Below are 26,991 nucleotides of genomic sequence, written 5' to 3'. Positions count from 1 at the left end.
CTTCCTTGGCCTACCCGCGCTCGTCAAGTCGCCCACGGCACGCACGGAGACGGTGTACGTCACCGTGACCCCCACGCCATCCGCGACCCCGACGGTCGCGCCGACGGCGACACCGACGACGCAGTCGCCCTCGGCGAGTCCGAGTAGCTCGTCGCCAGCTTCCTCAACCCCCACCGAGCTCAAGGGAACGGTGCTCACGTTCCCTCCCGGCGAGGACTACGGATTCCGTCTGCGAGGACCGGACCCTACTCTCGAACGCTACTCGAAGGCGCTGGACTTCTACCGTGAGCACGATGATGTGTTGGCGGACAACAATTCCCGGATCATTGCGCTCAAGCCAGAGGAGCCGGGCACCCTCGCCACATGCAAGTCGGTCACCCGCTTCATCACTGCGCTCATCGTCGACGAGTTGGAGGCGGGGATGCGGTTCTGCTTTGAGTCGGGCAAGGGTGCAATCGCACTGGTGGAGTCGCCGAACAACGGTGTGCTGAGCGACTTTCTCGAACTCAAGGTCCAGTATCTTGGGCAACGTTGAGGGCAGCCTCCGCCCAGCCATCGTTCCTCCACTCGTACCGTGCCGGACGCATGCCTCGCACGGTGGGCTGGCCACGTGGAGGATCGGGCCGCCGCGGTAGGCGGCGCTGTCGATGCAGGTGCCGGTGTCGGTGGCTCGCACCCCCGGGACTACTACACGATGCTGGCGGCGCTTCAGGAGGAGGATGGCACGGACGAGGGCGCGCGCCGTTACCTCGATACACACGGACCCGGAGGCTCGTCCTCTCTCCTGGCAGCGTTCCGTGGTTTTCTCGACGGCTCGTGGGAGCAGGGCTTGGTGGATCTCAGGCGGTGGGAACCGCGCGATGCGCGAGCAGCGGCCATCAAGACCCTCTTCGAGGCCAAGGCGCTGCTCAACTTTCAGCGATCGGAGGATGCACTGGCCGTACTGCGGGGGGCCGCCGAGTCCTCCAGCGGTATCGGAATGACCCTGGTCGCCACGCTCTTGGAACACGCCCGCAACAGCCGGACCACGAACAGGCTCGGTGCCGGCCAGGAGGCCCTGGCCGTGGCCCTCCGCGCCAGGAACAGCCGCCGGAGCTGGTCGGGCGACAGCACCGAAGCGGCCGTGCTGGCCGTACAGGCGGCCGTGGTGAGCGAGGACTTGGCCCTGGCGTGGAAGCCGGCCCGACCGGCGCCGGAAGGGGAAGCCGAACCGCATGAGGCAGAAGACCCCCGCATGGGCATGCAGGCCGCCTTGGTCGCCGCGATGACGGGACGGTGGCGAGAGGCCGAGGAACTGGTGCAGCGCATGCCACATGGGTTTGCACGAGCGCATGCCGCGGCAGTTCTCGATCTGGAGTTGCACTCCTCGGTCGGCCGGCTCAGCGGGGAGGTCGGGAGACTCTGTCTCTTTCCCATCATGCCTGGGCTTGTGGTCCCTTGCCGGTCAGCGGAGGCGACCACGCTGCTGAGGAGCGGCGGCCTCGCTGATCGGCCGGACAAGTCCTTGACGAGCGCGCCCTTAGGAGCGACCCGAGTCCCGTTGCGCGCCAGCAGCCCGAGCAGTCCTGCCATTCCTGCTTCGCCTTCCCCCACGACGAATTTGCCCGCGAGGGCCACCTGCAGGCAGCCGGCCCTCGCGGGACAGCTCGGCTTCGGGACCCCTGTCCTGGTAAGTCCGGCGCGGACGCGATCGTTCTGTCGACAGAGTCCTCGGTCGGCGCATACCCGATCGAGACCGTGAAGACGATGTCGAAGGTCTGTCTTTCGGATCAGGCTCTGAAGGGTGTCGCGGGAGGTCCGCTTCAGGCCGGCCTCGGAGTTCACCGAGCCGGGCCGCCCGTACCCCCCGGGTGACGCATGGACGTGAGCACCACACGCAGCCGTACTGTTGCACTAGATTCGATCATGACGGCTGAACGGGAGTCCCGGAGAAGGCCCGGCGGATCGGCCCGAACCACGAGGAAACGGCCCGCAACCGCTGTACACATCGACCGGCGGAGGAGCGAACCTGCCATGCGCACCACTACGCACACCGAGATAGTCGTCGTCGGAGGCGGGCCGGTCGGCATGCTGATCGCTGCCGAGCTGGGGGCGTACGGGATCGATGTCGTGGTGCTGGAGGAGAAGAGTGCGACATCCGGTGAGCCCAAGGCCGGGACCGTCCACGCCAGGGCCGTGCAGGCGCTGGCCCGGCGGGGCTACCTCGGGCTGCCGCGGTTCTCGGATGCTCCAGTGACTGAGCAGTTCCACTTTGCCGGAATGCCCGGGCTGACGATCACGGTTCCCGCGGCCGAGCCGGAGCCCGTCCTCAAGCGCGCACAGGCCGATCTGGAGCGGGAGTTCGAGGAACGGGCCCGGGATCGCGGAGTGACCGTGTTGCGCGACCACCGGGTGACCGCGCTGAGCCAGGGGCCCGACGGGGTCGAAGTAGTGGCCGAAGGACCCGGGGGCGAGCACACGTACAGCGCCGGCTTCCTGGTCGGGGCCGACGGCGCGCGCAGCACCATACGCCGGGAGGCCGGCTTCACCGAGGACACCCACCCCGCGACGGTCTCGGCGATGATGGGCCTGGTCCGGCTGATCGAGCCCGACAAAGCGCCGCGGGGCTGGTGCCGTACCGAGCGGGGCTGGGTCGTCGCGAAGCCTGTTCCCGACGGGCACACCCTCATACGCACGCTCGACTGCGACGGGCCCCATCCCCACCGGCGCACACGGGCGACTGTGCAGGAACTGCAGGACGAGGCATCCCGGATCGCCGGATACGACATCCCGATGGAGGATGCGCTCTCCGTGACGCGGTTCAGCGACTTCACCCGGCTGGTGCGCCACTACCGCAAGGACCGCGTGTTCCTGGCGGGGGACGCCGCGCACGTGCACTTCCCGATCGGGGGGCAGGGGTTGAGCACCGGACTGGTCGACGCGCTCAACCTGGGCTGGAAGCTCGCCCACGCCGTGCGCGGAACGGCGGGCAAGGGGCTGCTCGACACGTACGACGACGAGCGCAGGCCGGCCGCGCAGCGGGTCATCGACAACACTCGCGTCCAGCTGACCCTGATGCGTCCCGCCCCCGAACTCGACCCGCTCCGCGCGATGGTCGCCGAGCTGCTGACGCTGGAGCAGACCTGTCGGCACGTGGGCGACTTGATCAGCGCGCAGGATACGGTGTACCCGGCTCGCTCGGGCTTCGCCTCCCGGTGGGAGGGGTGGTTCCTGGAGAACGTCGTGGTGAGGGACGGCGCGGAGCCGCAGGACGTCACGGGGCTGCTGCCCGACAGTCGGTCTCTGCTTCTCCTGTCCGGCGAGCAGGCTGCGGCGTACGGCGAGTCGGCCCGGGGCTGGGCCCATGTGCTGAACATCGTCGCCGCCTCACCGAATGCCGCCCTCCCGTGCGACGCGGTGCTGGTGCGTCCTGACGGCCATATCGCCTGGGCACCGGACGCGGGTGACCTCACCGACGCGCTGCGCCTGTGGTTCGGCGAGCCCCGGTAGGCGGCGGCGGGCGGCGGCCCGCCTGCGGATCGAGCCCCGGTCGGGGCGCGGCGGAATCGGTGCTCGACCGGGCGGCCTCCACGGTCTTCCGCCGTGTTCGGGTCGCCCGATCCTGCCTCGCCACGCCGCCGCCTTCGCGCCCGTGACCTGGATCTCTTCGTTGAGCCATAACTTGATCGACGTAGGATCATCCCTCTGATTGGATCTTGTTTCGGGCGCGGCTCGACTGTCGCCGCCGCCGGAAACCACGGGGGATTTCATGAACACGACGACGATCGATGAGGGAAGCCTCCGGTCGCCCAGCGGGTCATTTCCCGCGTCACTGGCTCAGCTGCATCGCGCCAGGGAGGCCGACGCCTTCCCGGTCAGCTGGACGCGGACGCGGGACGACCACTACTCGGTCATCGCCCACTGGCCCGGTGGACACCCTTACTTCATACCAGTACACGGGCACCGCTACGATCCGCTGCTCGTCACCGAGACCATGCGCCAGGCCACCCTGCTCGTGCTGCACGCCGGGTACGGCGTTCCCATAGGACACCACTTCCTCCTGTCGGAGCTGCAGTTCACCTGCCGCATGAACCGGCTCGCCATCGACGACGGGCCCGGAGAGGTGGAGGTGCAGGTGGTCGGCTCCGATGTGAAGCAGGCCCGTGGGCACGTCTCCCAGATCAAGGTCGACATGGTCGTGCGCCGCGCGGGGTCGGTCGTGTCCACGGGCGCCATCCTGGGGCGGATCGTCGGCCCGGAGGCCTACCGGCGGATACGGGGCGACCGTGCCGTCCCGGGATTCGAGGTCCCGCGGACACCTCCGGTGACGGCCTCGCTCGTCGGCCGGTCACGCCCGGAGGACGTCCTGCTCTCGCCCACCCCGCAGGACCAGGTGTGGCAGCTGCGGGTCGACACCAGGCACCCGGTCCTGTTCCAGGGCGAGAAGGACCACGTGCCCGGGATGCTGCTCCTGGAAGCAGCCAGGCAGGCGGCCGAACTGGCGGCGCCGTCCCAGCCATTCGTCCCCTCCTCGGGACGCATAAGCTTCCAGCGCTACGCGGAGTTCGGTACCCCCTGCTGGATACGGGCCCACGCCCTGCCCACATCGCGCGCCGGAACGACCGGCATCACCATCACGGGGAGCCAGGACGACGGCGCGGTGTTCCTCGCCGAGCTCTCCTCAGCCCTTCCCATCTGCTGACGGACGGTAACGCAGACATGATCCTTGTCACCGGAGCAACCGGCACGGTGGGGCGGGAGGTCGCCCGCCTGCTGGCCCCCGACCGCCCGCTGCGCATCCTCACGAGGCGGCCCGAACTCGTCACCGCCCAAGGGCCCGCCGTCACCGTGGTCCGCGGCAGCTTCACTGACCCCGAAAGCCTCCACCGGGCGTTGACGGGAGTCCACGCCGCCTTCCTGGTCACCAACCGGGTGGCGGAGGAGGACGACGCGCGGTTCATCGACGTGGCCCGGGCCTGCGGCGTACGGCACCTGGTCAAACTCTCCGCGGCCGCCGTGGAGGATCCGGAGGCGGACGACCTCATCACCCGCTGGCAGCGCGAGAACGAGCGGGCCGTGCGGGAATCGGGACTGGCGTGGACCTTGCTGCGCCCCCGGTCCTTCATGTCCAACACGCTGTCGTGGGCACCGGCCGTCCGCTCCGAGGGCGTCGTGCGCGCGCTCTACGGGGAGTCGGCCAACGCCTGTGTGGACCCGCGCGACGTCGCCGAGGTAGCGGTGCACGCTCTGACACAGGACGGGCAGGAAGGCCGCGTGCACGCGCTTTCCGGTCCGGAGGCGGTAACCGCGCTCGAACAGACCGCCGTGCTCTCGAAGGTGCTGGGGCGACCACTGCGCTTCGAGGAGTTCGGGCCGGAGCGGGCCCGTTCCGCACTGCTGGACCGCTATCCCGAGGCGATCACCGAAGCGCTGCTGCGCAGCGCCGGACGCCAGCAGGCCGGTGCGAAGGCACGGGTGGACTCAGCGGTGCCCGCGATACTGGGACGACCCGCACGGGCCTTCGACACCTGGGCGGCGGACCACGCGCAGGCGTTCGCCTGACCGTCCGCCGGCCGGCGGAGGGCAGGCCCCGTACTCTTATAGGCGTTGCGTTCGAGGACTTGGACGGAGCGGTGGACGCCGCGCTTGAGCTCTTCCGGGGCAGCTCGGCGAACCACCGCTCCACCAGGTGGCCAACCGATGCCCTACTACTTGCGACCTTGAGGGCGGCGAAGAGGGTTCTCTTCATAGTCGGACGGACCGGTCGACGGACAGTTGGCGCCTGGTGCGCCTCGCCAGAGACGCTCAGAAGAACCCGAGCTTCTTCGGCGAGTAGCTGACCAGCAGGTTCTTCGAGTGCTGGTGGTACACAGGTGGCACCCCCGCTGACCAGGCGAAACGCACGTTGCTCAACGGGGTGATCGCAGCTTGGTCCGCAACTGGCCCGGATCTTGGTCCGCTTGGGCGAAGGACGGACCGTCGGCCCCGGCGGAGCAGGCCGTCGAAGAGATGCCGGCACGGCACCCTGAGCGACTTCACGGCCTGATCGGGTGGCCGGCTGCAGTCGGACGCAGCATCGTCCGGGGCTGGGTGCCAGGCATGCCTCGGACGGTCCCGGGGCGGGCGGACCACCTAGGTCCACCTCGCCGTCGACGGCCGGTCGCCGCCACGATCCCCGAGCGCCGCTACCAGGTCGCCGATCGCAGGCGACGCGGAACCCCCCGCCCCACCCCTGGGGCACGGGTAGCACCTCAGCCCCGAGTCCCGGGGCCGAATGCGGTGGAAGCGAGCTGTCGTCAGCCTCTGAGGTAGGTGAGGACGGCGAGTACCCGGCGGTGCTGGGCGTCGTCGGGCGGTAGTCCGAGCTTGGCGAAGATGTTGCCGATGTTTTTCTCCACCGCGCTGGAGGAGACCACCAGTCGCCGGGCGATGGCCGTGTTGGAGCAGCCCTCCGCCATCAGCGCCAGGATCTGCCGTTCACGTGCGGTCAGCGCCCCAAGTGCCTTGCCGCGGCGCTGTCCGGCCAGCAACTGAGCGATGACCTGGGGGTCGAGCACCGTCTCGCCGCGGGCGACGCGGTCCAGCGTGTCGAGGAACTCCTCGATCCTGGCGACTCGGTCCTTCAGCAGATAGCCGACAGCGGCGGAACCATCCGCGAGCAGATCGGCGGCGTAGGACACCTCCACGTACTGGCTGAGCACCAGCACGGGGGTGCCGGGCAGCTGTCTGCGGGCTGCGATCGCCGCCCGCAGACCATCGTCGGTATGGGTCGGCGGCATCCGCACGTCGACGACCGACACGTCCGGGCGGAGTGCGAGCACCGCCTCGACCAGGGCAGGACCGTCACCGACCGCCGCTACCACCTCGTGACCGTCCTCAGCGAGCAGGCGGACCAGGCCCTCGCGCAGCAGCACCGCGTCATCGGCGACGACGATCCGCAGCGGATCTCGGGCCGCTCGGTCCGACCCTGCTCGAGACCCTGTTTCGTCCGAGGTCAGCGACACGGCAGCTCCGCGGTGACCGTCGTCGGGCCGTCCTCAGGACTGTCGACTCGCAGTCGGCCACCGACCGCATGCACCCGGTCGGCCAACCCCTGCAGTCCGTGTCCCTTGGCCAAGGCCGCGCCGCCCGCCCCGTCGTCCGTCACCCAGACCCGCAGGATTCCCTCGGCGTGACGCATACCGATAGTGCACCGGCGAGCATGGCTGTGTTTGGCCACATTGGTCAGCGCCTCGGCGACCACGAAGTACGCGGTCGCCTCGACGACGGCGTCCGGCCGACGACCCAGAGGACCGGAGTCGAGCTCGGCGGGGACGACGCTGCGCGCGGCCAGGGTGGAGAGCGCCTCCCGAAGTCCGCGGTCGGCGAGGATCGGCGGGGCGATGCCTCGCGAAAGGGCCCGCAGCTCGTCCAGCGCCTGCTGGGTCTGGACGACCGCGTCGGCGAGTGCGGCCCGGACGAGTTCCGGATTGCGGTCGAAGTGATGCTGCGCGCGACCCAGTTCCATCGCCAGACGGACCAGCTGCTGTTGGGGCCCGTCGTGGATGTCGCGTTCGAGCCGGCGCAGGGCAGCCGCCTCCGCTGTCACTGCTGCGACGGCCTGTGCGACGGCGGTGTCGCGGTCCTGCTCCAGTCCGCTGATCCTGCGGTGCAACGCGGACATGTTGGACAACAGTGCCTGCCCGAGACCGGTTTGGGCCGTGACGCATACCCGGGTGACCAGCGGCAGGGTGAACAGCAGCAGCACGGCGACTGTCATCGCGAAGGCCAGCCGCTCGGCCGGCGACGTCAGCCCAAGACTCAAGGCGATGTGCGACCGGTCGCTGCCCGCGTACAGAGTCAACGGCCGCGGCGACCCAGGCGTGACCTGGCTGCGCAGGGGGTACGTGGCGGTCCCGACTCCCACGAACCACCACAGGAGTGTCACCACCGAGGTGACCAGGACGACGGGGAGCGCCAGCACCGTGTGCGCCAGGTCGAGCCACAGCCCCGGGTCGGCCGCATCGGCCGTCTCTTTGGACCGGGGCCGCCAGCCCTTGCCCCGGGCCCCGCCCGCCCGGGAACGCACCTGGCCGATCCGCCACCATTCCAGGTCGCCGGGCCACCGCGCCAGCGCCAGAGCCCGGGCCGCGACGGGCGACCCGCGCTGCAACAACGAACCGACTGTTCCGACGCAGAGGCCGCCGACCACGAGCGGCAGACCGACAGCAGCGCTCAACGGCGCGGTAACGAGATACACCGACTCTACGACCGTGCGACGCGCGATGCGCACGGCAAACCTGACACGTGGCCGCCACCGACCAGCGGCCACGGAAGGCAACGACTCAACCATGCCCCCAGCATAATGTTCCTCCCGCCCGGAAAGGCCGCCATTTTCACCGCCCGCGTCTGACCGACTGCGATGGTGCATCACCAGCTGCCGTTGAAAAAGTTCAGGAGTCCTGGATTAGGGTCTGCTGCGGTGGCCCTGTTTACCACAAAGATCAAAATGAAGAAGAGCGAAAACACTGTCGACGAAACAGCGAACGACACCAATACGCGCCTCGTTCGCCTGTCAGTCGATCCCTTTCGTGCAAACGTATTCCACGACATCACGCTTGCACCCATGAAGGCGAATGCTATAGGTACCGCCGCGATCTCGCGGACCACGTGGAACCGCACGTAGTCGCTGACTATTCCCTCAAGGGCAGGCCGAGTTCGTTCACTCCCGCCCGTGGAGTCAGTCAGTTGCTGCTTGATTTGGTCGACCGTATCGGCAAGCGCTCCGTTGGAGGCGTCCCCCAGTAGCGGCAGGATCGAAGCGAAGGGCGCTGCCGCACCCTGGAGACTGGCCACCGCCGTCCACAAAGCGAACAGCGCGAACCACACGACAGATACGCCGGCCGCCACGAGGGCGATCCTTCTCACCCTTCCAGGTCCTCCATCTCTCAGGAACGTCCTCCAGAGAAGAGAGCCAAGCGCAACGAGAACGATCAGCAGGACCGAAGCGATCAAACCCTTGACCACGTTGTATCGGAACCAGTAGTCAACAACCCTCTCCAAGTCCGGAGAATACTGCTCTTTCCCGGAATGCCAATATCCGATGAACGCGTCGCACAGGTCATCGACGAGGTTGTTCCTATCGGCGAGGCCGCTGTCCCGGCCACGTGTCGCCAGCATGCCAGGCGCGAAGACGAGAGCTGCGACGAGAGCGCCAGCGAGGGCGGTGAGTACAGAAACTGCACGTGTGGGGAAAACTGCTGATCTCGACGGTGATATGAGCCTGCGCAAGTAGATTCCTTCGGCTCGAACGATTGCGTACACCGCGCGGTTGAGGGGCTCATTCCGACCGGGTCCCAGAACCAGAATGTGCGGAAAGGGCGCGGTTCCAGCGCTCATCGTTGCGTACTCGTGCGTGCTGGTCACTGAGGTGTGCCACCCACTTGGGGGTGTGGCCTGCCACACCCCTGGGCAGGGCGGAAGGGCTTCGGGGTAGCTCTCCGGTCAGGAGTGCCACGCTCCGCGATTCTCATGAACGACCCTTTGCCAGACGGCTGGTGTGGTGCTGATCTACTACGTCCCTCGCCGCGCCCGGACCACTTCCGGGCCGGAGCCCACACAGCCTCCGGCCGAGCCGGCCCGCCGGTCAACGTCGCTTTCTCAGCGCCCCCTTGACGACTGACTGATGCTCCCGATCCCGGGCGGTCGCCCCGCGCCAAGGGCGCGTCTCCGTGATCGCCCATTCATGCACGAGGTCCTCCGCCGCGTCGAAGAAGGCGTCCGGGAAGGCGCGAGCAAGGTGTATCTGCGCCTCTCCGGGGCGCCGGTAGTCGTCCCGGTCGCGGCGCATGATCTCCTCCATGTCCCATCCCGGCTCGGCCCGGCCCGCCCGAATGGCGAGGAGCCGACGAAGACTCACCGGACCTGCCGCAAGCAAGCCGTCGAGGGCACTGTCGTCCCCGTACATGTAATCCGTGAGGAGACGGTCGATCTCCTCGAGTGCCAGGTCCATGGGGAGTCGGCCACCTTTCAGTAGACCAGCGGGGTCAGGGTGGGCGGCTTCTCCGCCCGGCCGACGACTCCGACGGCCGCGACGGGCGTTGGCGCACATCACCAAGGGAACCGCCCACGACCGCGTGGTCTCCACCGTCGACCCCCAAGCCCGGCACATCCAAAGGACCGTACGCGCCACCGTAGCCGGACGACCCTCACAGCGCGTTTGAGATCTGCGGTGAAGAACCGGGTTTGGCGAAGAAAACTCGTTGTGGGGGTGTGGGCATGCCTGACACGGTGCGGGTTTCAGCAACTTCCGCGAGGTTTCCCATGACGATCTACTTCTACGGCGCCGGCGAAGTCCCTTACGGATGCTTCTCGAACTTTTCTGATCATGGCTTCGGCCTCGACGGGATCTGGTGGCCAACCTCGGAGCACTACTTCCAGGCGCAGAAGTTCAAGGGCACTCGCCACGCGGATCTCATCCGGCGTGCTCGCACGCCGCTGCGGGCAGCGGAGCTGGGCCGTGACTCGTCCAGACCTCTACGGAGGGACTGGGAGCGGGTCAAGGACGACGTGATGCGCCGTGCGGTGGCAACCAAGTTCCGCGCGCATGCCGATATCCGTGACATTCTGCTGTCCACCGGTGACGAAGAGATCGTCGAGGACACCACCACCGATCACTACTGGGGTCGAGGCCGGACCGGGACCGGCAAGAACATGCTCGGGCGGATTCTGGTGGGCACCCGTAGCCGGCTGCGCGCCGAACTCGACGAAGACCTCGACAGCGATGGCCGCAACTCGAGGCGGTGATCCGGGAAACGTGTGCGGTGCGCCGCATGCGCGGGACGACTCAGGCCGCGTCTCGAGGACGGGGCGTCCTCCCCAGTGGATGCCATTCTCGCTGCGGAAGCGTGCCTGTTCTCGGCGTCGTGCGGCGAGTATGTCGGGGTGACAGGCGTTGGCGTTGCGCCAGCGCAGGTAGGCGGGCAGGGCCCGGGCCTGCACTGGGTGGTTGGGGTGGTTGGAGTTGGCGAACTGTCGCGCGGTCCGAAGTGCACCTCGATCGGGTTTGCCCACGAGGCGTAGGCGGCGTGAAGCTTCAGCCCCGCCGCGATGAGCCGCCCGAGCACTTCGCGCAGCTGCCCGGCAGCGACGACGGTGGCGGTTCGTCCCCGGGTGCCAGGTGGAGCGCGTTCAGGAGTGCGGTGCACAAACTGCGACCGGGCTCCAGCGCGCGGGTGATCGAGTACGGCCAGCCGGGAACGGGGCAGCCAGCAGGTGATGTCGATGGCCAGGACAAACCGGCAGTCTGCAGCCCGAGGCAGCGAACCCGATGCCAGCGCGAGCCGCAGCCGATTGGTGTCGACCCGGCCAGGGGCCACACCGGCGAAGAGCCCTCCGTGGCCGCGGCGGTGGACGGCTTTCATCACATCGGGCTTGCTCAAGCCTTGGGCGTCACCCTGAACCTGTGTCGTCCGTCGCCTCCAACTCGGGCAGCCCAGCGAGCCGTCGGGCTTGGATGATGTACACGATGTGCTTCTCCGAGTTCTGGACGTGGTCCTCCCGGAGATACCTGATGCGGTCCAGCCACCAATTGCCCCAGTCGCCTTCACCCGGTGCCGTCCCCGGTGGACGGTTGGACGGGAGCGGGTTCGGTCCCCGGAAATCCACCTCGCGAGCGATGTCCCGGTCGTAGCCCGCGGTGCTGTCTGCCCAGTTGTTGGCCGTGTCGAGAAAGACCACACCACCGTGCTCATCGCGCCCGAAGCCGAGCCCCATGGTTCTGGTGTCCCACAACCCACGCTTGTGGACGATCCTCCACGTCAGCCGCGCCACGACCACGACCGCGACGCCCAGAAGAGCCCACAGCCACCAGCTCATCGCCCACACTCCCCCTTCGCGAGCCACTTCCGGTCTCGCCCACTGCGATGCTCTCAGGTCGCGCTGACATGTCTTTGCGTGCACTGTCCGAGATCACCCGTCTCGAGCGCACCCGCAACTATCTGCAGCCAGGCGATGTCAGCACGGCTGTGGGCCTGTGGAAGACCTACGTCCACCAGCCCGAGCGGGATCTGTGGCACGACTACGAGTGGGGCAACGTCCAGAGCGACGACGGCATGAACCTGGGGCGGGCGTATCCCCGAGATCGGCCCGCCGCCGCACGCGCCGCGTGCATCGAGGCCATGAGGTCCAGGCACCGGGACAACCTGGAGCGCCATGTGCGGCTGTCGTTCCTCGGGTGGCTCCGAGGCGGCCACGACTGTAGGGGCGGTGCCCGGCCGTACCGAGTGAGCAGGCGGGCCAAGGCCCTGCGACGGCCGCGCGAGCCGTCCCGTTGTGGCGAGAAGCCGACCGGGAACTCGCGACCGGCGCCAAGGGCTCGACCAGCAGCGCGTCCACCATCGGCTCGGGCCCGGAGCAAGGTGGTCACGACGGGGAATCAGTCGATGGGAAGACCCTGCATCCGTCCGAGGGAGCGGGCTCCCCAGCCGTGGAGCAGGGTGCCGTCACAGGCGGGCAGTTCGGCCTGCACCGTCTCCAGTCGCCCGGCATCCACATAACCCACGGGGATGTCGCCCTTGTCGGTGAAGTCCTTGGTGTAGCCGCGGTCATTGTCCGTCCCCATGGCCAGCAGGCGCTTGCTGTCGAGGAGCACGCCGTAGTACAGCCTGTCGGAGTTCAGCTTGTCCACGGCGGAACAGAGCACGGGTACTTGTTCGCCGCGCCGCGGGTGGCAATTCGGCTTCGCCTGATTGCACAGTTCGGTGCCACTGACCTTGGTCACCTTGCAGCTGTCCTCGGACTCGCCCGTGCAGGAGACCGGCATCATGTTGAGGGGCGGGCTCACGGTGGGCCTGGTGTACACGCTGGCCCAGGCCGCCTTGACGGCTGTCCGGTGCACTTCGGGACGCGCACACAGGTCGATGTCCGCAGTCCCTCCGAATTTGTCGTCCTGCACGGTGGCCGCGTGCTTGTCGGGGCAATCCCCTGACGCGCCTCCGTCTGCGGCGCGCCCGTCGGCCACGCTGCCCGCGGCCGTCGAGCCCGGGACGGCCGGGTCCTTGTCCGCCGTTGATCCGCAAGCGGCGAGCGACAGCGTCAGGACCACTCCGAGGATGGTGGAAGCGAGAACGCGGTGTGACACGGAGGTACCTCTTGTTCGACGGGGGAAGCATTCGACTGCCGGCAGCGAAGGGCACGTGGCTGTGCTGCGACACGGGGCCGATGCTCGCAGGATCCGTTGACGAGGGCGTCGGTGGAACCACGTACTTCGCTACGTAGTGGCCGGCTGGCCGACCGCACGCACTCTGAATTACGTAGGGCATGTCAGGGAAACCACGGACTCGCGGAACCGCGACGGGCGGGAGAGTCGTGTCGGTTCGGTGAGCCGTACACATCACAGGCGGTCCGCGTGGCGGCCGCCTTCCAGGAGGGCGGGCGGTGTGGCGCGAACGGCGGGGACATGGGAGCGGAGGGTGGGACGGACCGGAGCGGTGGTCAGTCTCGCGGTCGCCGGGTGGCTGATCTGGCTGTTTCCGGGCCCCCACCTGGCGGCCGTTCTGGGGTTCGGCCCCGTGGACGGCGTCATGAGGATCAGCTCGTGCTACGAGGCCACCGACGCGCAGGGGTATTCGGACGGCACCAACTGCACAGGCACGTACACACCGCGTGCGGGCGAGCCCCGACGTCAGGTCACGCTGGACAAGGCTGCCACGTCGCACAAGCCAGGCAGCACCGTGGAGGTGCGGATGGCGAGGGGCAGAGCCCACGAGCTGTCGGGCTACGCGCTGGGTACGTGGGTCACCGTCACCGGGCTCATCCTCGGACCGTTCCTCGCCCTGTCGCTGTCGTTCCGCGCCGGTGCGCGGGACGGCACGTTCAGCCACAACGGCGACTACGTCCTGGTCTTCATCGCCGCCGAGGTCGCCGCACTCGTCCTCGGAGTCCTGGTGGGCATCATCGTTTCGATAGCCATCGCCTTGGTCGACTGGTTCGGCTGAGGCGACGGAGGGCCGCACTGCCTCGGGTCCTCAGTGGAAGCGCAGGACTCAGTGGGTGGGTCGACTCTCGAACGTTCTTCCGTTCGGCGTGATAGACAATGCCGTGGAGTTCGGTAGAGGGATCACACACGTCGGAACATCGGAAGACGCGGCCACACATCACGACAGCGGGAGCCCCCTCGTCGGCCGCACGGCCGAACTACGGCTGCTCGACACGGTGATCGACCGGCTGGGCCATGGGACCCCGTCCTTCGTCGACATCACCGGCGCGGCAGGGATCGGCAAGAGCCGGCTGATGGCGGAGTTCTGCCTGCACGCACGGCGACGGGGGATGACGGTGTTGCGCGGCCGCGCGGCGGAGTACGAGCGGCACCTCCCGTTCCATCCGTTCGCCGACGCGTTCGCCGATCTGGACCACCGTCCCCCGCATGCCCCCGACCTGCTGGACGCGGTCTCCCGTGTCCTCGGCGGCCGTGGCGCCGGGCCGTCCCCCGGGCCGGTGCCCGCCACCGCCGACCGCTTCGGTCTCCACCGGTCGGTGGCAGGGCTGATGGCACAACTCGGCCGGGCGGGCGGCCTGGTGGTGGCGCTGGACGACGTGCACTGGGCGGACCCGGCTTCCCTGGAGCTCCTGGACCATCTCGTCCGGCATCCCGTACCCGGCCCGGTCGTCCTCGTCGTCGCCCGCCGCGACCGGCAGACGCCGACCGCGCTCACCGCGGCGCTCACCCGTGAAGCCGGCACCGGAGCGGTCCTCCGGATCGGTCTGGCGCCGCTCTCGGAACAGGAATGCGTCGAAGGGCTCGCCCCCGATCTGCCGCGCGACCGGGCCGCGCAACTGCATGCCGCAGGAGAGGGCAACCCGCTCTACTTCCTCTCCCTCCTGCACGCACACCGCGAGGACGCCGCGCGTCGCCCTACGTCCTCCTCGGCCTTCGCCGAGATCAGCCTCGGCGAACTGCCCACCGGGCTCGGAGCGCTGCTGCTTAACGAGCTGGCCCCGCTGACCCCGTCGCAGCACCGGACCCTGGAGGTGATCGCCGTGCTCGGCGATCACGCCGTGTCCCCGGTGATCCGTACGGTGACCGGCCGTACCGATGCCGAGCTCGACGACGATCTGGATACGCTGGCGCGACGTGACCTCGTGCGGCCGGGCCCAGGCGGCCGCATGGTGCTGCGCCACCCGGTGATCCGGACCCTGGTCCACGAGTCCACCGCGGTTCGGCGGCGCGTCGAGATCCATCGCGCCGCCGCCGCAGAGCTGGCCCGCACCGGCGCACCGGCCGTCGAGCAGGCCCGGCACATCGAACGGTCGGTGACCACGTGGGATCCGCAGGCGTACGCCGTACTGAGGCAGGCGGCTGAGCAGACCGCGTCGACGGCTCCGACGAGCTGCGCACACTGGCTCCAGGCCGCACTCGGACTGCTGCCCGACACGGCCGAATACACCGTCGAGCGACGCGATCTGTTGCTGCGGCGCGCACGAGCACTCGGGGTCTCCGGCGGGCTGCGGGAGAGCCGCGACCTGTTGCACAAAGTGATCAGCACGGCCGGTCCCGACGAGACCGGCGTCAGGACGTCGGCCGTCGTGCTGTGCGCCTTGACGGAACGGCACCTCGGAAGATATCCCGAGGCGATCGCGCTGCTGCGCCGCGAGTTGCGCCAGCCGGAGCTGTCGCCGTCCGACCGGGTGTCGATCGGCCTCGAACTTTGCTCGTCCGCACCGCACAAAGCCTCCTATCCGCAGATGCGGGGCGAAGTCGCACGGACCCTCGCCGACGCGCGCGTCCTCGGCAACGAACTCGGCGAGGCGGGGGCACTGGCGGTCGCCGCGTTCGGCGAGGCCTACGAGGGCGACGTGGCCGCGGCGAGCGCGTACGCGGCGCAGGCAGCCTGCCTGCTGGACGGTCTGCCCGACGACGACCTCACGGCACTGTGCGAACCACTGGGCAGACTGGGATGGGCGGAGGCCTTCCTGGGCCGCTTCATCGATGCGGAACGCCACGCCGACCGCGGCCTCAGCATCGCCCGGCGCAGCGGGCAGATCTACCTCCTGCCGCTCCTGCTGCTGTGCAAGGCACACGTAGGGATCCAGACCTGCCGACTGCAGTCGGCCTGGGAACTGGCGGACGAGGCCGAGGACATCGCCCGCGGAATCGGCAGCGGTGAACTGCTCGCCTTCGTCCTGGCCAACAAGGCCCAGGTGCGCGTCGCGGCGTCCGCGCCCGGCGATCCGGAGGCACTGGCGGCCGCGGAGGAGGCCGTTGCGACCATGGGACCGAGCGACAACTGGCGGGCCTCCATGGCCTGGTGCATGCTCGGCTACGCGGCGCTCACCGGCGGCGACCCGCACCGCGCCCGGGACGCTCTCCTCCGGGCCGGGGGAGACGACCTGCGTGGCCTGCAACCCTCGATGCGCCCCCTCCTGTCGGAACTTCTCGTCACGGCGGCCCTCTTCACAGGGGACGTCCCGTCCGCGTCCGCATGGTCCGAGCGGGCCCGCACGGAAGCGGAGCAGCTCGGCCTGCCCGTGCAACGCGCCTCCGCGATGCGGAGCGCGGCACAACTCGCACTGCACCACGGCGACGCCGGCAGGGCGGCAACGCTGCTCTCCGAGGCAGCGGCGGAATGCGCACGGTCTGGTGCGGTGTTCTGGGAGGCGCGGTCACTGCTGCTCGCGGCCCCGGTCATGACGGCCGCCGGGTTCGGAGCGCGTGGCGAGGCCATGTGGAAGCAGGGGCACCGGCTCGCCACCCGTGGAGGCGCGGGTCTGCTGGTCGGCCTGGCGGAGATGACGCGGCCGTCCGTACCCCGCACGTCCTCCACCGCCCCGCCGTGGCTGGCCTCCCTGACGGCACGCGAGCGGGAGATCGCCGAACTGGTGGCCGAGGGCCTCACCAACCAGGCGGTCGCCACCAGGCTCTACCTCAGTCCGCGGACCGTCGAGACCCACCTCTCCCGGGTGTTCCGCAAGACCGACGTCGCCACACGTGCGGGTCTCGCCGCCCTCATGGCCCGTTCCTGACATCTTGATCGAGAATCGTCTATCAGCAGCTTTGTCGTTTCGTGCAGCCATCCCCACAACGACCGGCCGCCACCATCAGCTTGGAAAGGGCTCTGCGTCTGCTGGTATGCACGGTGGAACGGCGACCGCGCTGGCCCGTGCATGGCCCGGATCTTCTCTATGAAGTGAGATATCGGAGGCAAGCGAACTCTGCAATCACCCGAATTCGGTAGCCGTTTCGAGACCAGGGCAACGGTGCCTGACCGGCCGTTTGGGCAGGTCAGGCACCGTGCTCAACTTCTTAGAAGAAGCCGAGCTTTTTGGGGGAATAACTGACTAATAAGTTCTTCGTCTGCTGGTAGTGGTCCAGCATCATCTTGTGGGTCTCTCGGCCGATGCCCGACTGCTTATAGCCTCCGAAAGCACTGTGGGCCGGGTACGCGTGGTAGCAGTTCGTCCAGACCCGGCCCGCCTGGATCGCGCGGCCCGCGCGGTAGGCCGTGTTCGTGTCGCGGGTCCAGACGCCTGCGCCGAGGCCGTAGAGCGTGTCGTTGGCCGTGCGGATCGCGTCGTCGAAGTCGGTGAAGGACGTCACCGCCACCACCGGGCCGAAGATTTCCTCCTGGAAGATCCGCATGCGGTTGTCGCCCTCGAAGATCGTGGGCTGGACGTAGTAGCCACCCGCCAAGTCTCCGTCGTACGTGATGAGCTGACCACCCGTGAGGATCTTCGCGCCTTCCTGCTGGCCGATCTCCAGGTACGAGAGGATCTTCCGGAGCTGCTCGGCGGAGGCCTGCGCGCCGATCATCGTCGCCGTGTCCAGGGGGTGGCCGGGGACGATCCGCTCCGTACGGGCGATCGCCGCCTCCAGGAACTCGCTGTAGTGGCCGCGCTGGACGAGGGCGCGTGACGGGCAGGTGCAGACCTCGCCCTGGTTCAGGGCGAACATCGTGAAGCCTTCGAGGGCCTTGTCGCGGAAGTCGTCGTCCGCCGCCCACACGTCGTCGAAGAAGATGTTCGGGGACTTGCCGCCGAGTTCGAGGGTGACCGGCTTGAGGTTCTCGGAGGCGTACCCCATGATCAGGCGGCCCGTCGCCGTCTCGCCGGTGAAGGCGATCTTCGCCACCCGCGGCGAGGAGGCGAGCGGTTTGCCGGCCTCCTCGCCGAAGCCGTTGACGATGTTCAGGACGCCCGGCGGCAGCAGGTCCGCGACCAGGCTCAGCCAGAAGTGTACGGAGGCCGGGGTCTGTTCGGCGGGTTTGAGGATCACCGCGTTGCCGGCGGCCAGCGCGGGGGCCAGCTTCCAGACCGCCATCAGGATGGGGAAGTTCCACGGGATGATCTGCGCGACGACGCCCAGCGGTTCGTGGAAGTGGTACGCGACGGTGTCGTCGTCGATCTCGCTCAGCGATCCCTCCTGGGCTCGCAGCACACCCGCGAAGTAGCGGAAGTGGTCGATGGCGAGCGGGATGTCGGCGGCGAGGGTCTCCCGGACGGGCTTGCCGTTGTCCCAGCTCTCCGCGACCGCGAGCGCCTCCAGGTTGCTCTCCATGCGGTCCGCGATCCGCAGCAGGACGGTTGCGCGCTCTGCCGGGGCCGTCCGGCCCCACGCCGGAGCCGCCGCGTGCGCCGCGTCGAGGGCGCGTTCCACGTCCTCGGCCGTGCCGCGGGCGACCTCGGTGAAGGCGCGGCCGTCGACCGGGCTCGGGTTCTCGAAGTAGCGGCCGCGCGCCGGGGCGACGTACTCGCCGCCGATCCAGTGGTCGTAGCGGTCCGCGTACGACATGAGCGCGCCCTCGGTGCCGGGTGCGGCGTAACGGGTCATCGGCATGGCCTCCCTCGGCGCGCCGGCCGTCCCTGGCCGGCGCTCATCGCCGAGTCTGCGCGCCCGTACGTTGCAACCCCGTTGCAGTGCAGCTCAGTTCCGCCTCCAGGGAGTCGAGCCTCGCCCGGACGGGCGGGAGTTGGGGCGCCGGTACCGCCGCGCACAGGGCCCGCCAGACCACCACGTCCTCCTCGCCCCATGTGCTGTACGCCCAGTCCGCGAGGAGTCCGGGGTCACCCCGGTCCACCAGCGCGGCCCGCAGCCGGTCCGCGAGCCGCTCGCGCAGCCGGACCACCCCCGGGGCGAGCGACGCCGGAAGGAGCGGGCCCGCGTACTCGCCGGCCGCAGCCGAGACGGCACCCGAGGCGAGTCGCCGGTCGACCGTCGCGAAGTCCGCGTCGACGGCTCCCGCCAGCCGGTACGGGCGCGAGCGCAGTACGTCGGGGCCGAGGAGAGCGCGGAGCCGGGACAGCTCCGCCCGCAGCGTCACCGGGGTGACCGACTCGTCCTCGTACAGCTGCGTCAGAAGCTCGTCGCCGCCCACCCCTTCCAGGCGGTGCGCCAGGACCACCACGATCTCGCTGTGCCGGCGGGACAGGCGTACGCGCCGCCCGCCCACAGAGAGCACCGCTTCGTCGCGGCCCAGCGCGGAGAGCCTGAACCCACCCGGCCGGGCCGGCGGCCCGAGGAGGGCGAGCTGGGACTCGGCGGCCCGCGCCACCGCCTGCACGAAACCGAGGCTGTGCGGGTGCGCGAGGCGCTCCCCGCCCGTGATGTCCACCGCGCCGATCACCCGGCCGGACAGTGGATCGTGCACGGGAGCGGCGGCGCACGTCCAGGCCCGCACCCGTCGCCGGAAGTGCTCGTCGGCGACGACCTGCACCGGCCGGTCGACGGCGATCGCGGTCCCCGGCGCGTTCGTCCCGGCCGCCGACTCCGACCAGCGGGCCCCGGCCACGAAGTTCATGGCCCGGGCCTTGCGCAGCGTGCCCGGATGGCCTTCCACCCAGAGCATCCGCCCTGCCGCGTCGCAGACCGCCAGCAGATGCTCCCCGTCCGTCGCGTACGTCCCCATCAACTCCCGGATCACCGGCATCGCCGCCGAGAGGGGATGGCCGTCCCGGTGACCCGCCAACTCGTCCTCGTCCAGCTCGATCCGGGCGACCCCTTCCTGGCTCACCCTGGCCCGCACGGAACGCCGCCACGAGGCTGCCACCAGCGGCCGCAGCACCGAACGGGTCGGACCGGACCCCGGACCCGCTGCCCCGGTCACCCACGTATCGCTCAATTCGGCCTCCTCGTCGAGGTCGCCCAGCACGTCGGACGTGTCGTTCGGGTCGTCGTCCGGCTCATCGTCGTGCGCGCGCGGGCCGCCGACAAGCGCCCCGGCACCACGGCATATGCGCCCTGTCCTGGACCGGCCCCCGGCCCCCGGCGCGGAGCACGTAGAGTGGGACCGGGCCGTGACTGGCGCTTGAGGTGGATCACCACCGGGGAGCGGCCCGGGCGGAGCGCACCCGAGCGGTGCGACCGTGCCGATGCCGTGCGCCTGGGCGAACCACCGGTCAGACACGACGCCCAGGAGTTGCCATGTCCACCAGCACCGCCACCCTCATGGACGGCACCGCCCTCGCCCGCCGTACGGTCGAGGAGACCGCCGCGCGCGCCGCCGAGGTCACCCGCCGCACCGGCGTCACGCCGTGCCTCGCCACCGTCCTGGTCGGCGCCGACCCGGCCTCCGTGACGTACGTGAAGATGAAGCAGAACCGCTGTGCGAAGGCCGGAATCCGCTCCAAGCACGTCGAGCTGCCCGCCACCACGACGACCGAGGAGCTCGTCGCCGCGATCACCGCGCTGTCCGAGGACCCCGAGGTCCACGGCATCCTGCTCCAGCATCCGGTCGGCCCGCACATCGACGAGCGCGCCGCCTTCGAGGCCATCGCCCCGGAGAAGGACGTCGACGGCGTCACCATGGCGTCCTTCGCCGCCATGGGCTTCGGACTGCCCGGCTTCGTGTCCTGCACGCCCGGCGGCATCATGCGCCTCCTCGACGCGTACGACGTCGAACCGAGCGGCAAGCGGGCCGTGGTCGTCGGGCGCAGCGCGATCCTCGGCAAGCCGGCCGGTCTCCTCCTCCTCGGCCGCGACGCCACCGTCACCTACTGCCACTCCCGCACCAAGGACCTCTCCTCCGTCATACGGGAGGCCGACATCCTGGTGGCGGCCGTCGGCAAGCCGAACTTCATCAAGGGCGAGGACATCAAGCCCGGCGCCGTCGTCGTCGACGCCGGCTACAACCCGGGCAACATCGGCGACGTCGACTTCGCGTCCGCCGCCGAGCGCGCCTCCCTCATCACTCCCGTCCCCGGTGGCGTCGGTCCCATGACCATCGCCGTGCTGCTCGCGCAGACGGTCGAGGGCGCGGAGCGCCAGCTCGGTCTGTAGGGCACCCATGACGGGGCGTCGGCGGGACGGTGGGCGGGGGATGAGAGGTGCTTTCCGGCCATGGTCGGACAAGGCGTTGTCGGCGATGGTCACGATTCTGTACAGGCCGGGCTCAACGGCCCCGGATCACTCGCCGCACGGCCGTCGACAAGCAACCCTGGTGTCTGTGCCGCACCAGCCGACCGCCACTCCGCCGCCGGACCGCCGACCGGCTGAGTCCCCCTCAGCCGAGCCCCGTCCCACCGAGCTTCGTTCCACCGAGCCCCGTCCCACCGAGTCAGGTTCCACCGAGCTCCGTTCCGCCGAGTCACCGTCCACCGAGGCTCACTCCGCCGAGCGGCTCGCCGCTGTGGGGTGGCCGCGTGTCGTACGCCTCGGGGCACCCCGGCCGGGGCCGGCCGCGCGGCGCGCCCGCTGGTTCGGCGTGCCGCTCGTACCGCTGGTCCTGGCAGCCCTTGTCGTGGGCGGGTTCATGGCCGTCGGCGGCGGAGAGGACTTCGAAGGGCCGGGGGCCGACGGGCGACCGGGCGGCGGTCCGGTGGCCGTACCGTCCCCGGTCGTCACCGCGGAGGACGGAGGCACGTCGTCCGTCCCGACGACCGGCACGCCGTCGACCGGCCAGCCCACGCCGGGCGCGCCGGGCGCGTCCACACCGGGCACGTCCACCACCGGCGTGCCCACCGCGGGCGGCCCCGTGGCCGACACACCGACGCACGCGGCGCCCGACGAGCGGTCCGACCCGCAGGGGAAGGGTGCCGCCCCGCAGCCCTCCCGTACAGCGAGCACCGCTCCCGCGACGGCCCGGCCGGCCCCTTCCACGGCCCCGACGGCGACACGTCCTCCTGCCACGCCCGTCTCCTTCGAGGCGCTGCGCGTCGGCGACTGCTTCGACATCGACCGCGCCACGCCGGGCACCGCGCTCCGGCGCGACTGCGACACGCCGCACGACGCCGAGCTCGTCGCCCGGCCACGTCTGACCGGTACCTACTCCGACGACCAGAAGGTGCGCGAGGCCGCCACGGAACTCTGCCGCGCACCCCTCCGCGCAAAGGCCGCTCTGCAGCCGCTCGGCACGCGCTGGACGACCTTCGTCCAGTACCCCTACCGCACCAGTTACCTCCTCGGCTCCGACGCCGTCGCCTGCAGCCTGGCCGCCCCGTCCGCCACCGGCGGGCAGATCACCGGCCTCCTCCGGTAGCACCGACTCCGGTAACACCGACGGCGCCACCCGCTCCCGTGGCGTCGGACGGGAGAGAGGCCGTGGCCAAGGCCGACGCCGGATCGCGGTCCGCCGGGCCCGCGGGGGACCAGCGGCCCCCCGCCTTGCGGTACGGCCACCAGCGGCCGTCCGCACCGAGGCGCAACTGCGCCTCCGCGCCCACCACCGTCCAGCGCGCGCCGGCCGTCCGCCGCAGCACCGGCCGCTCGTCGCCCTCCCAGGCCTCCGCGAGCCGCGCAGCCGCCCGGGCGAGGGTGTCGGCGTCCGGCGTCCACTCCTCCTCCAGTACGGCGAGGGCGGCGGCGCCACCGAAGCGCCACGCGCGCGTGGCCGCGTCCAGATCCGCCCGCGACCTGCCCGAACCGTCGGCGAGCCGCGCCGTGATCCAGGAGGCGGGCGAGCCGGCGGCGAGGCGCACCGCGTCCTGAGCGACCGTCAGCGGCGGCTCCACGAACTCCGGCCCGCCGCCGCCCCCGAGGGCCACGACGAGCATCCGGTGCGCGCGAGCCGCCGCGTCCGTCGCGAGGAACTCCAGTGCCGTCGGATCGACCCCCGGCTCCGGATCCGTCTCCGTGTCGAGGGAGGGCGGTTCGCCCGGCGCCGAGAGGGCCCCGGGCGGGGCGGGCAGCGGCGGCAGGATGTCCCGGGCCGCGTACGCCTCGGACGCCGACACGCCCGGCATGCCCCCGGCACCCTCCACACCGGACCCGTCCCCGGATCCGTCCTGACCGTCGCGCTCCGAGGGCGCCGCGGCCCGTCGCGCGCTGCGCGCCTGGAGTTGGTCGAGGAGGGTCCGCTCCCCGCGTCCCCGCATCAGCAGCAGGACGAACGGGTCCTCGTCGAGCAGCCGCGCCACCTGGTAGCAGAGCGCCGACGTGTGCGGGCAGTGGTCCCACGCCTCGCAGCCGCACTCCGGATCGAGATCGCCGATCCCCGGGAGCAGGTCGAGCCCCGAGACCGCCGCATCCTCCACCAGGTGCGGAGGCATTTCGCGGTCGAGGAGCGCCGCGATGTGCCCCGCGCTGTCCACGGCCAGATCGAGCAGCCGCTCCCACTCCTCCTCGGAGAACTCCCGCACCAGCACGTCGCTGCGGTGCGCCGTGCCGTCGCGGTCCTTGACGACCGCCGTGATCCGGCCGGGGCGCACCGACACCGCTCCGACCGCCCCCGCGCGCGCGTGTCGGCGCCCGGCCTTGAGTTGTTGGCCGTCGAGCGCCGTGTCCTCCAGCGCCTTGAGCCACGCCCGGCCCCACCAGGTCCGGGCGAACGCCGCGCCCTTCGCGGGCGGCAGCGCCTCGAACGTCCGCTCGTCGCCTCCGCCGGCGTGCCCGTGTCCGTACCCGCTCATCGTCCGTCCCCTCGCAGCCGTACGAGCTCCGCCAGTTCCGCGTCGGTCAGTTCGGTCAGTTCCGGCGGGGTGTCCCCGCCCGTCCCGAGAACGGCGTCCGCCAGTTCCCGTTTGCGGTCGAGCATGGCGGCGATCCGGTCCTCGATCGTGCCCTCGGCGATCAGCCGGTGCACCTGGACCGGGCGGTCCTGCCCGATCCGGTACGCGCGGTCGGTGGCCTGGGCCTCCACGGCCGGGTTCCACCAGCGGTCGTAGTGCACGACGTGCTCGGCCCGCGTGAGGTTGAGCCCGGTCCCGGCGGCCTTCAGCGAGAGGAGGAAGACGGGGACGTCCCCGTCCTGGAACCGCGCCACCATCGCCTCACGTTCGGCGACGGGCGTGCCGCCGTGCAGGAACTGCGTCCGCACGCCCCGCGCCGCGAGATGCGTCTCCAGGAGCCGGGCCATCCCCACGTACTGGGTGAAGACCAGGGTGCTCGCGCCCTCGGCGAGGATCGTGTCGAGGAGTTCGTCGAGCAGCTCCAGCTTGCCCGAGCGGCCCTCGATCCTCGGCCGGTCCTCCTTGAGGTACTGGGCGGGATGGTTGCAGATCTGCTTGAGACCGGTCAGGAGCTTCACGACGAGCCCGCGGCGCGCCATGCCCTCGGCGACGGCGATCGACTCCAGGGTCTCGCGCACCACCGCCTCGTACAGACCGGCCTGTTCGGGCGTCAGGGAGACGGTCCGGTCCGTCTCGGTCTTCGGCGGCAGTTCGGGCGCGATGCCCGGATCCGACTTCCGGCGGCGCAGCAGGAACGGGCGGACCAGCGCGCCGAGCCGCTCGGCGGCGGCCGGGTCCCCGCCGCCCTCGACAGCGGCGGCGAAGCGCGTACGGAAGGCCCCGAGACTGCCGAGCAGGCCAGGGGTCGTCCAGTCGAGGATCGCCCACAGCTCGGAGAGGTTGTTCTCCACCGGGGTGCCGGAGAGCGCCACGCGCGCGCGTGCCCCGATCGTCCGCAGCGCACGCGCGGTCGCCGAGTACGGGTTCTTGACGTGCTGCGCCTCGTCCGCGACGAGGAGTCCCCAGCTCCGCGCGGCGAGCCGCTCGGTGTCGAGCCGCATGGTGCCGTACGTGGTGAGGACGAAGCCGCTGTCGGCGACGCCCTCCAGGTCGCGCGTGGCGCCGTGGAAGCGGCGGACCGGCGTGCCGGGCGCGAACTTCTCGATCTCCCGCTGCCAGTTGCCCATGAGCGAGGTCGGGCAGACGACCAGCGTGGGTCCCGCGGAAGCCGGGTCGGTCTGCCGGTGCAGATGGAGCGCGATCACGGTGATCGTCTTGCCGAGTCCCATGTCGTCGGCGAGGCAGCCGCCGAGGCCGAGGGAGGTCATCCGGTGAAGCCAGTCGAGCCCGCGCACTTGGTAGTCGCGCAGGGTCGCGGCGAGCGCGGCGGGCTGCGCGATCTCCGGGCGGCCGGCCTCGGGGTCGGCGAGCCGCTCCCGCAAGCGCTCCAGCCAGCCGGACGCGGCCACCTCGACGGGGTGGCCGTCCACCTCGGTCGTGCCGGTGAGGACGGCCGAAAGGGCGTCCACCGGAGTCATCTTGCGGTCCTGCTGGGCTCGGGCCCGGAGCACCTCGGCCGGGTCGACGAGGACCCAGCGGTCCCGCAGGCGGACCAGGGGTCGCCCGGTCTCGGCGAGCCGGTCGAGCTCGGCCCGGGTCAGCTCGTGCCCGCCCACGGCGAAGCGCCAGTTGAAGGCGAGCAGGGCGTCGGCGGAGAGGAAGGAGGGGAGCGAGGCGTGGGAGGGGCCGCTTGCCTCGTCTGGTGTGGCGCTGCCTTCGTCTGGTGTGGCGCCGCCTTCGTCCGGCATGGCGAGGCTTTCGTCCGGAGCCTCGCCGACTCCGTACCGCGCGCCGCCCTGTTCGTCCTCCGTGGCAGCAGGGCCGATCACCGCTTGGGCGGTGAGCCGGTCGGCGAGGTCGCGGGGCCAGTGGACCTGGACGCCGGTCGCCGCGAGGGCGCGGGCCGCCGGGCCCAGAAGCTCCGCGACCTCCTCGTCGGCGAGTTCGACGGTGTCGGGCACGGCAGCCGTGAGCAGCGGGGCCAGGGGAGGCCAGGCGCGGGAGGCGCGCCGGAGCGCGAGGAGCGCGTCCATCCGCGCCCGGGGGCCGAACGCGCCGGCCGTCGTGCCGGACCCCGCCCACACCTCCGCCGCGTCCGCGACCAGCGTCGGGTCGGCGACGCTGTGCAGCTGGAGGACCGCACGGAAAGCGGGCGCCTCGTCGGCCTCGGCGGTGAAGCCGGGGAGCTCGAGGCGGAGTGACAGCCGGACGCCCGCGTCGTGCCCCGCCGCCACGTCGGCGGCCCAGGCTCGCTGTTCGGGGATCGACTGCGGCGCGTCGGCCGCGAAAGCGGGACCGCCGGCCGCGAGGGACGCCGCCGGCGTACGCGGCAGCGTGTCCGCGACCGCGTCGGCGAACGCGCGGAGCAGCGCCTCGGGTTCGGGCAGGAGCAGCGGCTCGTCAGGGGAGAGGGGTACGGCGTGGGCGCTCGGCGGCATCGAGGCGGCGAGGGTGCGCAGCCGCGCCAGCTCCTCCGGGCCGAGCGGCCCGGCCCGCCAGGCGTCGTTGTTGCCGGGAGTGATACCCGGCAGCAGCAGTCCGCGTGCGACGAAGTCCAGTGCGAGGAGGGACGCGGCGCCCCAGAACGCGGCGGCGGGCGAGGCGGAATCCGTGAACCGGGTACGGGCGAGCAGCGGAAGGGCGTCCCGTACGGAGAGGGTGCGCGCGGGGACGGTCACGGCCTCGAGGCTTTCGCCGTCCACGATCGCGAGCTCGGTGTTCGCGGGGACGCCGTCCGGCAGGGCGTCCCCCTCCGGAGACCAGAAGGCGATGCGTCCCGCGCGGGGCGGGTCGGCGGGGAGGAAGACGGCGGAGTGGAGGGTGAGTTCGTGGGCGGAATCATCGGGTCCGTACGACAGCGACAACGCATTCCTCAAATTTGACTACCTGGGGACCGAGCGGCCGAGGATACCTCAGGCGATCGATCCGACGCGCACGAAGCTCACGTGACCCTCGCCACAGTCGAGGGTCCCTTCTCGCGGGGGTGGGGTTCACCCCACCCCCGCACCCCTGCGCGCCCCCTGCCGAGGCCGGGTGGTGACGCCATGGCCCCGGACGATCACGAATCCGTAGTTTCAGTGGAGGCGCCCACCGTTC

The 26,991-nt window shown here is 70.6% G+C and carries 19 protein-coding genes, 2 pseudogenes and 1 riboswitch; of the genes and pseudogenes, 9 read left to right on the top strand and 12 right to left on the bottom strand.

Going from position 1 to position 26,991, the window contains the following annotated elements; all coding sequences use genetic code 11:
- The first annotated feature begins 190 nt into the window (after window positions 1-190).
- The 4 genes from OG357_RS01450 to OG357_RS01435 all read left to right on the top strand — a co-directional run bounded on the left by OG357_RS01450 (window position 191) and on the right by OG357_RS01435 (window position 5,541).
- Window positions 191-535 (top strand): hypothetical protein, encoded by a 345-nt coding sequence (locus tag OG357_RS01450; protein WP_329619337.1) that lies wholly within the window; start codon window positions 191-193, stop codon window positions 533-535.
- Between the two features lie 1,478 nt (window positions 536-2,013).
- Window positions 2,014-3,489 carry an FAD-dependent monooxygenase gene (locus OG357_RS01445; RefSeq protein WP_329619336.1) on the top strand — a complete coding sequence of 492 codons (1,476 nt, stop codon included), beginning with the start codon at window positions 2,014-2,016 and terminating at the stop codon, window positions 3,487-3,489.
- Between the two features lie 259 nt (window positions 3,490-3,748).
- A complete protein-coding gene (locus tag OG357_RS01440; protein WP_329619335.1) occupies window positions 3,749-4,681 on the top strand; it encodes a ScbA/BarX family gamma-butyrolactone biosynthesis protein in 933 nt (310 codons plus the stop codon).
- 17 nt (window positions 4,682-4,698) lie between these two features.
- Complete coding sequence (locus OG357_RS01435) at window positions 4,699-5,541, top strand: NAD(P)H-binding protein (RefSeq protein WP_329619334.1); 843 nt, start codon at window positions 4,699-4,701, stop codon at window positions 5,539-5,541.
- A 734-nt stretch (window positions 5,542-6,275) separates the two neighbouring features.
- Here OG357_RS01435 and OG357_RS01430 read toward each other — a convergent pair.
- The 4 genes from OG357_RS01430 to OG357_RS01415 all read right to left on the bottom strand — a co-directional run bounded on the left by OG357_RS01430 (window position 6,276) and on the right by OG357_RS01415 (window position 9,970).
- On the bottom strand, window positions 6,276-6,920 hold the full coding sequence (locus tag OG357_RS01430) for a response regulator transcription factor (protein ID WP_329625457.1): 645 nt from the start codon (window positions 6,918-6,920) through the stop codon (window positions 6,276-6,278).
- Window positions 6,921-6,973: 53 nt separating this feature from the next.
- Window positions 6,974-8,251: a sensor histidine kinase gene (locus OG357_RS01425; protein WP_329619333.1), complete on the bottom strand. Its 1,278-nt coding sequence runs from the start codon at window positions 8,249-8,251 to the stop codon at window positions 6,974-6,976.
- A 137-nt stretch (window positions 8,252-8,388) separates the two neighbouring features.
- Window positions 8,389-9,249: a hypothetical protein gene (locus tag OG357_RS01420; protein WP_329619332.1), complete on the bottom strand. Its 861-nt coding sequence runs from the start codon at window positions 9,247-9,249 to the stop codon at window positions 8,389-8,391.
- Window positions 9,250-9,604: 355 nt separating this feature from the next.
- Window positions 9,605-9,970, bottom strand: a complete 366-nt coding sequence (locus OG357_RS01415) for a hypothetical protein (protein WP_329619331.1) — start codon at window positions 9,968-9,970, stop codon at window positions 9,605-9,607.
- A 311-nt stretch (window positions 9,971-10,281) separates the two neighbouring features.
- Between OG357_RS01415 and OG357_RS01410 the strand changes: the two genes are divergently transcribed.
- A complete protein-coding gene (locus tag OG357_RS01410) occupies window positions 10,282-10,764 on the top strand; it encodes an NADAR family protein (RefSeq protein ID WP_329625456.1) in 483 nt (160 codons plus the stop codon).
- Between the two features lie 63 nt (window positions 10,765-10,827).
- On the opposite strand, the pseudogene OG357_RS01405 reads toward OG357_RS01410, so the two are convergent.
- The 4 genes and pseudogenes from OG357_RS01405 to OG357_RS01395 all read right to left on the bottom strand — a co-directional run.
- A pseudogene (locus OG357_RS01405) lies at window positions 10,828-11,039 on the bottom strand (IS630 family transposase); the annotation flags it as partial.
- Between the two features lie 18 nt (window positions 11,040-11,057).
- Window positions 11,058-11,369, bottom strand: a pseudogene (locus OG357_RS38735) (NF041680 family putative transposase); the annotation flags it as partial.
- 40 nt (window positions 11,370-11,409) lie between these two features.
- The gene (locus OG357_RS01400) at window positions 11,410-11,835 is read right to left on the bottom strand and encodes a hypothetical protein (RefSeq protein WP_329619330.1); all 426 of its coding nucleotides are present in this window, start codon (window positions 11,833-11,835) and stop codon (window positions 11,410-11,412) included.
- Window positions 11,836-12,394: 559 nt separating this feature from the next.
- Complete coding sequence (locus OG357_RS01395; RefSeq protein WP_329619329.1) at window positions 12,395-13,063, bottom strand: hypothetical protein; 669 nt, start codon at window positions 13,061-13,063, stop codon at window positions 12,395-12,397.
- Window positions 13,064-13,541: 478 nt separating this feature from the next.
- Here OG357_RS01395 and OG357_RS01390 point away from each other — a divergent pair, with 478 nt between their 5' ends.
- Both OG357_RS01390 and OG357_RS01385 read left to right on the top strand, forming a co-directional pair.
- Window positions 13,542-13,955, top strand: coding sequence for a hypothetical protein (locus OG357_RS01390; RefSeq protein WP_329619328.1), 414 nt, complete (start codon window positions 13,542-13,544; stop codon window positions 13,953-13,955).
- A 103-nt stretch (window positions 13,956-14,058) separates the two neighbouring features.
- Complete coding sequence (locus OG357_RS01385; RefSeq protein ID WP_443066612.1) at window positions 14,059-16,980, top strand: helix-turn-helix transcriptional regulator; 2,922 nt, start codon at window positions 14,059-14,061, stop codon at window positions 16,978-16,980.
- A gap of 280 nt (window positions 16,981-17,260) precedes the next feature.
- Here OG357_RS01385 and exaC read toward each other — a convergent pair whose 3' ends face one another.
- Together exaC and OG357_RS01375 are read right to left on the bottom strand one after the other, a co-directional pair.
- On the bottom strand, window positions 17,261-18,784 hold the full coding sequence (exaC, locus tag OG357_RS01380) for an acetaldehyde dehydrogenase ExaC (RefSeq protein ID WP_329619327.1): 1,524 nt from the start codon (window positions 18,782-18,784) through the stop codon (window positions 17,261-17,263).
- Between the two features lie 43 nt (window positions 18,785-18,827).
- Window positions 18,828-20,057, bottom strand: coding sequence for a GAF domain-containing protein (locus tag OG357_RS01375; protein ID WP_329625454.1), 1,230 nt, complete (start codon window positions 20,055-20,057; stop codon window positions 18,828-18,830).
- Window positions 20,058-20,237: 180 nt separating this feature from the next.
- Window positions 20,238-20,346: riboswitch (ZMP/ZTP riboswitch) on the top strand.
- 28 nt (window positions 20,347-20,374) lie between these two features.
- On the opposite strand from OG357_RS01375, the gene OG357_RS01370 reads away from it, so the two are divergent.
- Together OG357_RS01370 and OG357_RS01365 are read left to right on the top strand one after the other, a co-directional pair.
- Entirely contained in the window at window positions 20,375-21,229 is an 855-nt protein-coding gene (locus OG357_RS01370; RefSeq protein ID WP_150263938.1) for a bifunctional 5,10-methylenetetrahydrofolate dehydrogenase/5,10-methenyltetrahydrofolate cyclohydrolase, read from the top strand.
- A gap of 349 nt (window positions 21,230-21,578) precedes the next feature.
- Window positions 21,579-22,427 (top strand): hypothetical protein, encoded by an 849-nt coding sequence (locus tag OG357_RS01365; RefSeq protein WP_329619326.1) that lies wholly within the window; start codon window positions 21,579-21,581, stop codon window positions 22,425-22,427.
- On the opposite strand, the gene OG357_RS01360 is transcribed toward OG357_RS01365, so the two are convergent.
- Both OG357_RS01360 and OG357_RS01355 read right to left on the bottom strand, forming a co-directional pair.
- Window positions 22,408-23,796 (bottom strand): SWIM zinc finger family protein, encoded by a 1,389-nt coding sequence (locus tag OG357_RS01360; protein WP_329619325.1) that lies wholly within the window; start codon window positions 23,794-23,796, stop codon window positions 22,408-22,410. The two genes, OG357_RS01365 and OG357_RS01360, sit on opposite strands and share 20 nt — an antisense overlap.
- A complete protein-coding gene (locus OG357_RS01355) occupies window positions 23,793-26,759 on the bottom strand; it encodes a DEAD/DEAH box helicase (RefSeq protein WP_329619324.1) in 2,967 nt (988 codons plus the stop codon). The genes OG357_RS01360 and OG357_RS01355 overlap by 4 nt, the downstream gene beginning before the upstream one ends.
- Between the last annotated feature and the right edge of the window lie 232 nt (window positions 26,760-26,991).

It is taken from the genome of Streptomyces sp. NBC_01255, assembly GCF_036226445.1.
In the GTDB taxonomy this organism is placed as follows: domain Bacteria; phylum Actinomycetota; class Actinomycetes; order Streptomycetales; family Streptomycetaceae; genus Streptomyces.
The sequence above is the reverse complement of the archived record's forward strand: the minus strand, read 5'-3'. Positions and strand labels throughout refer to the sequence as shown.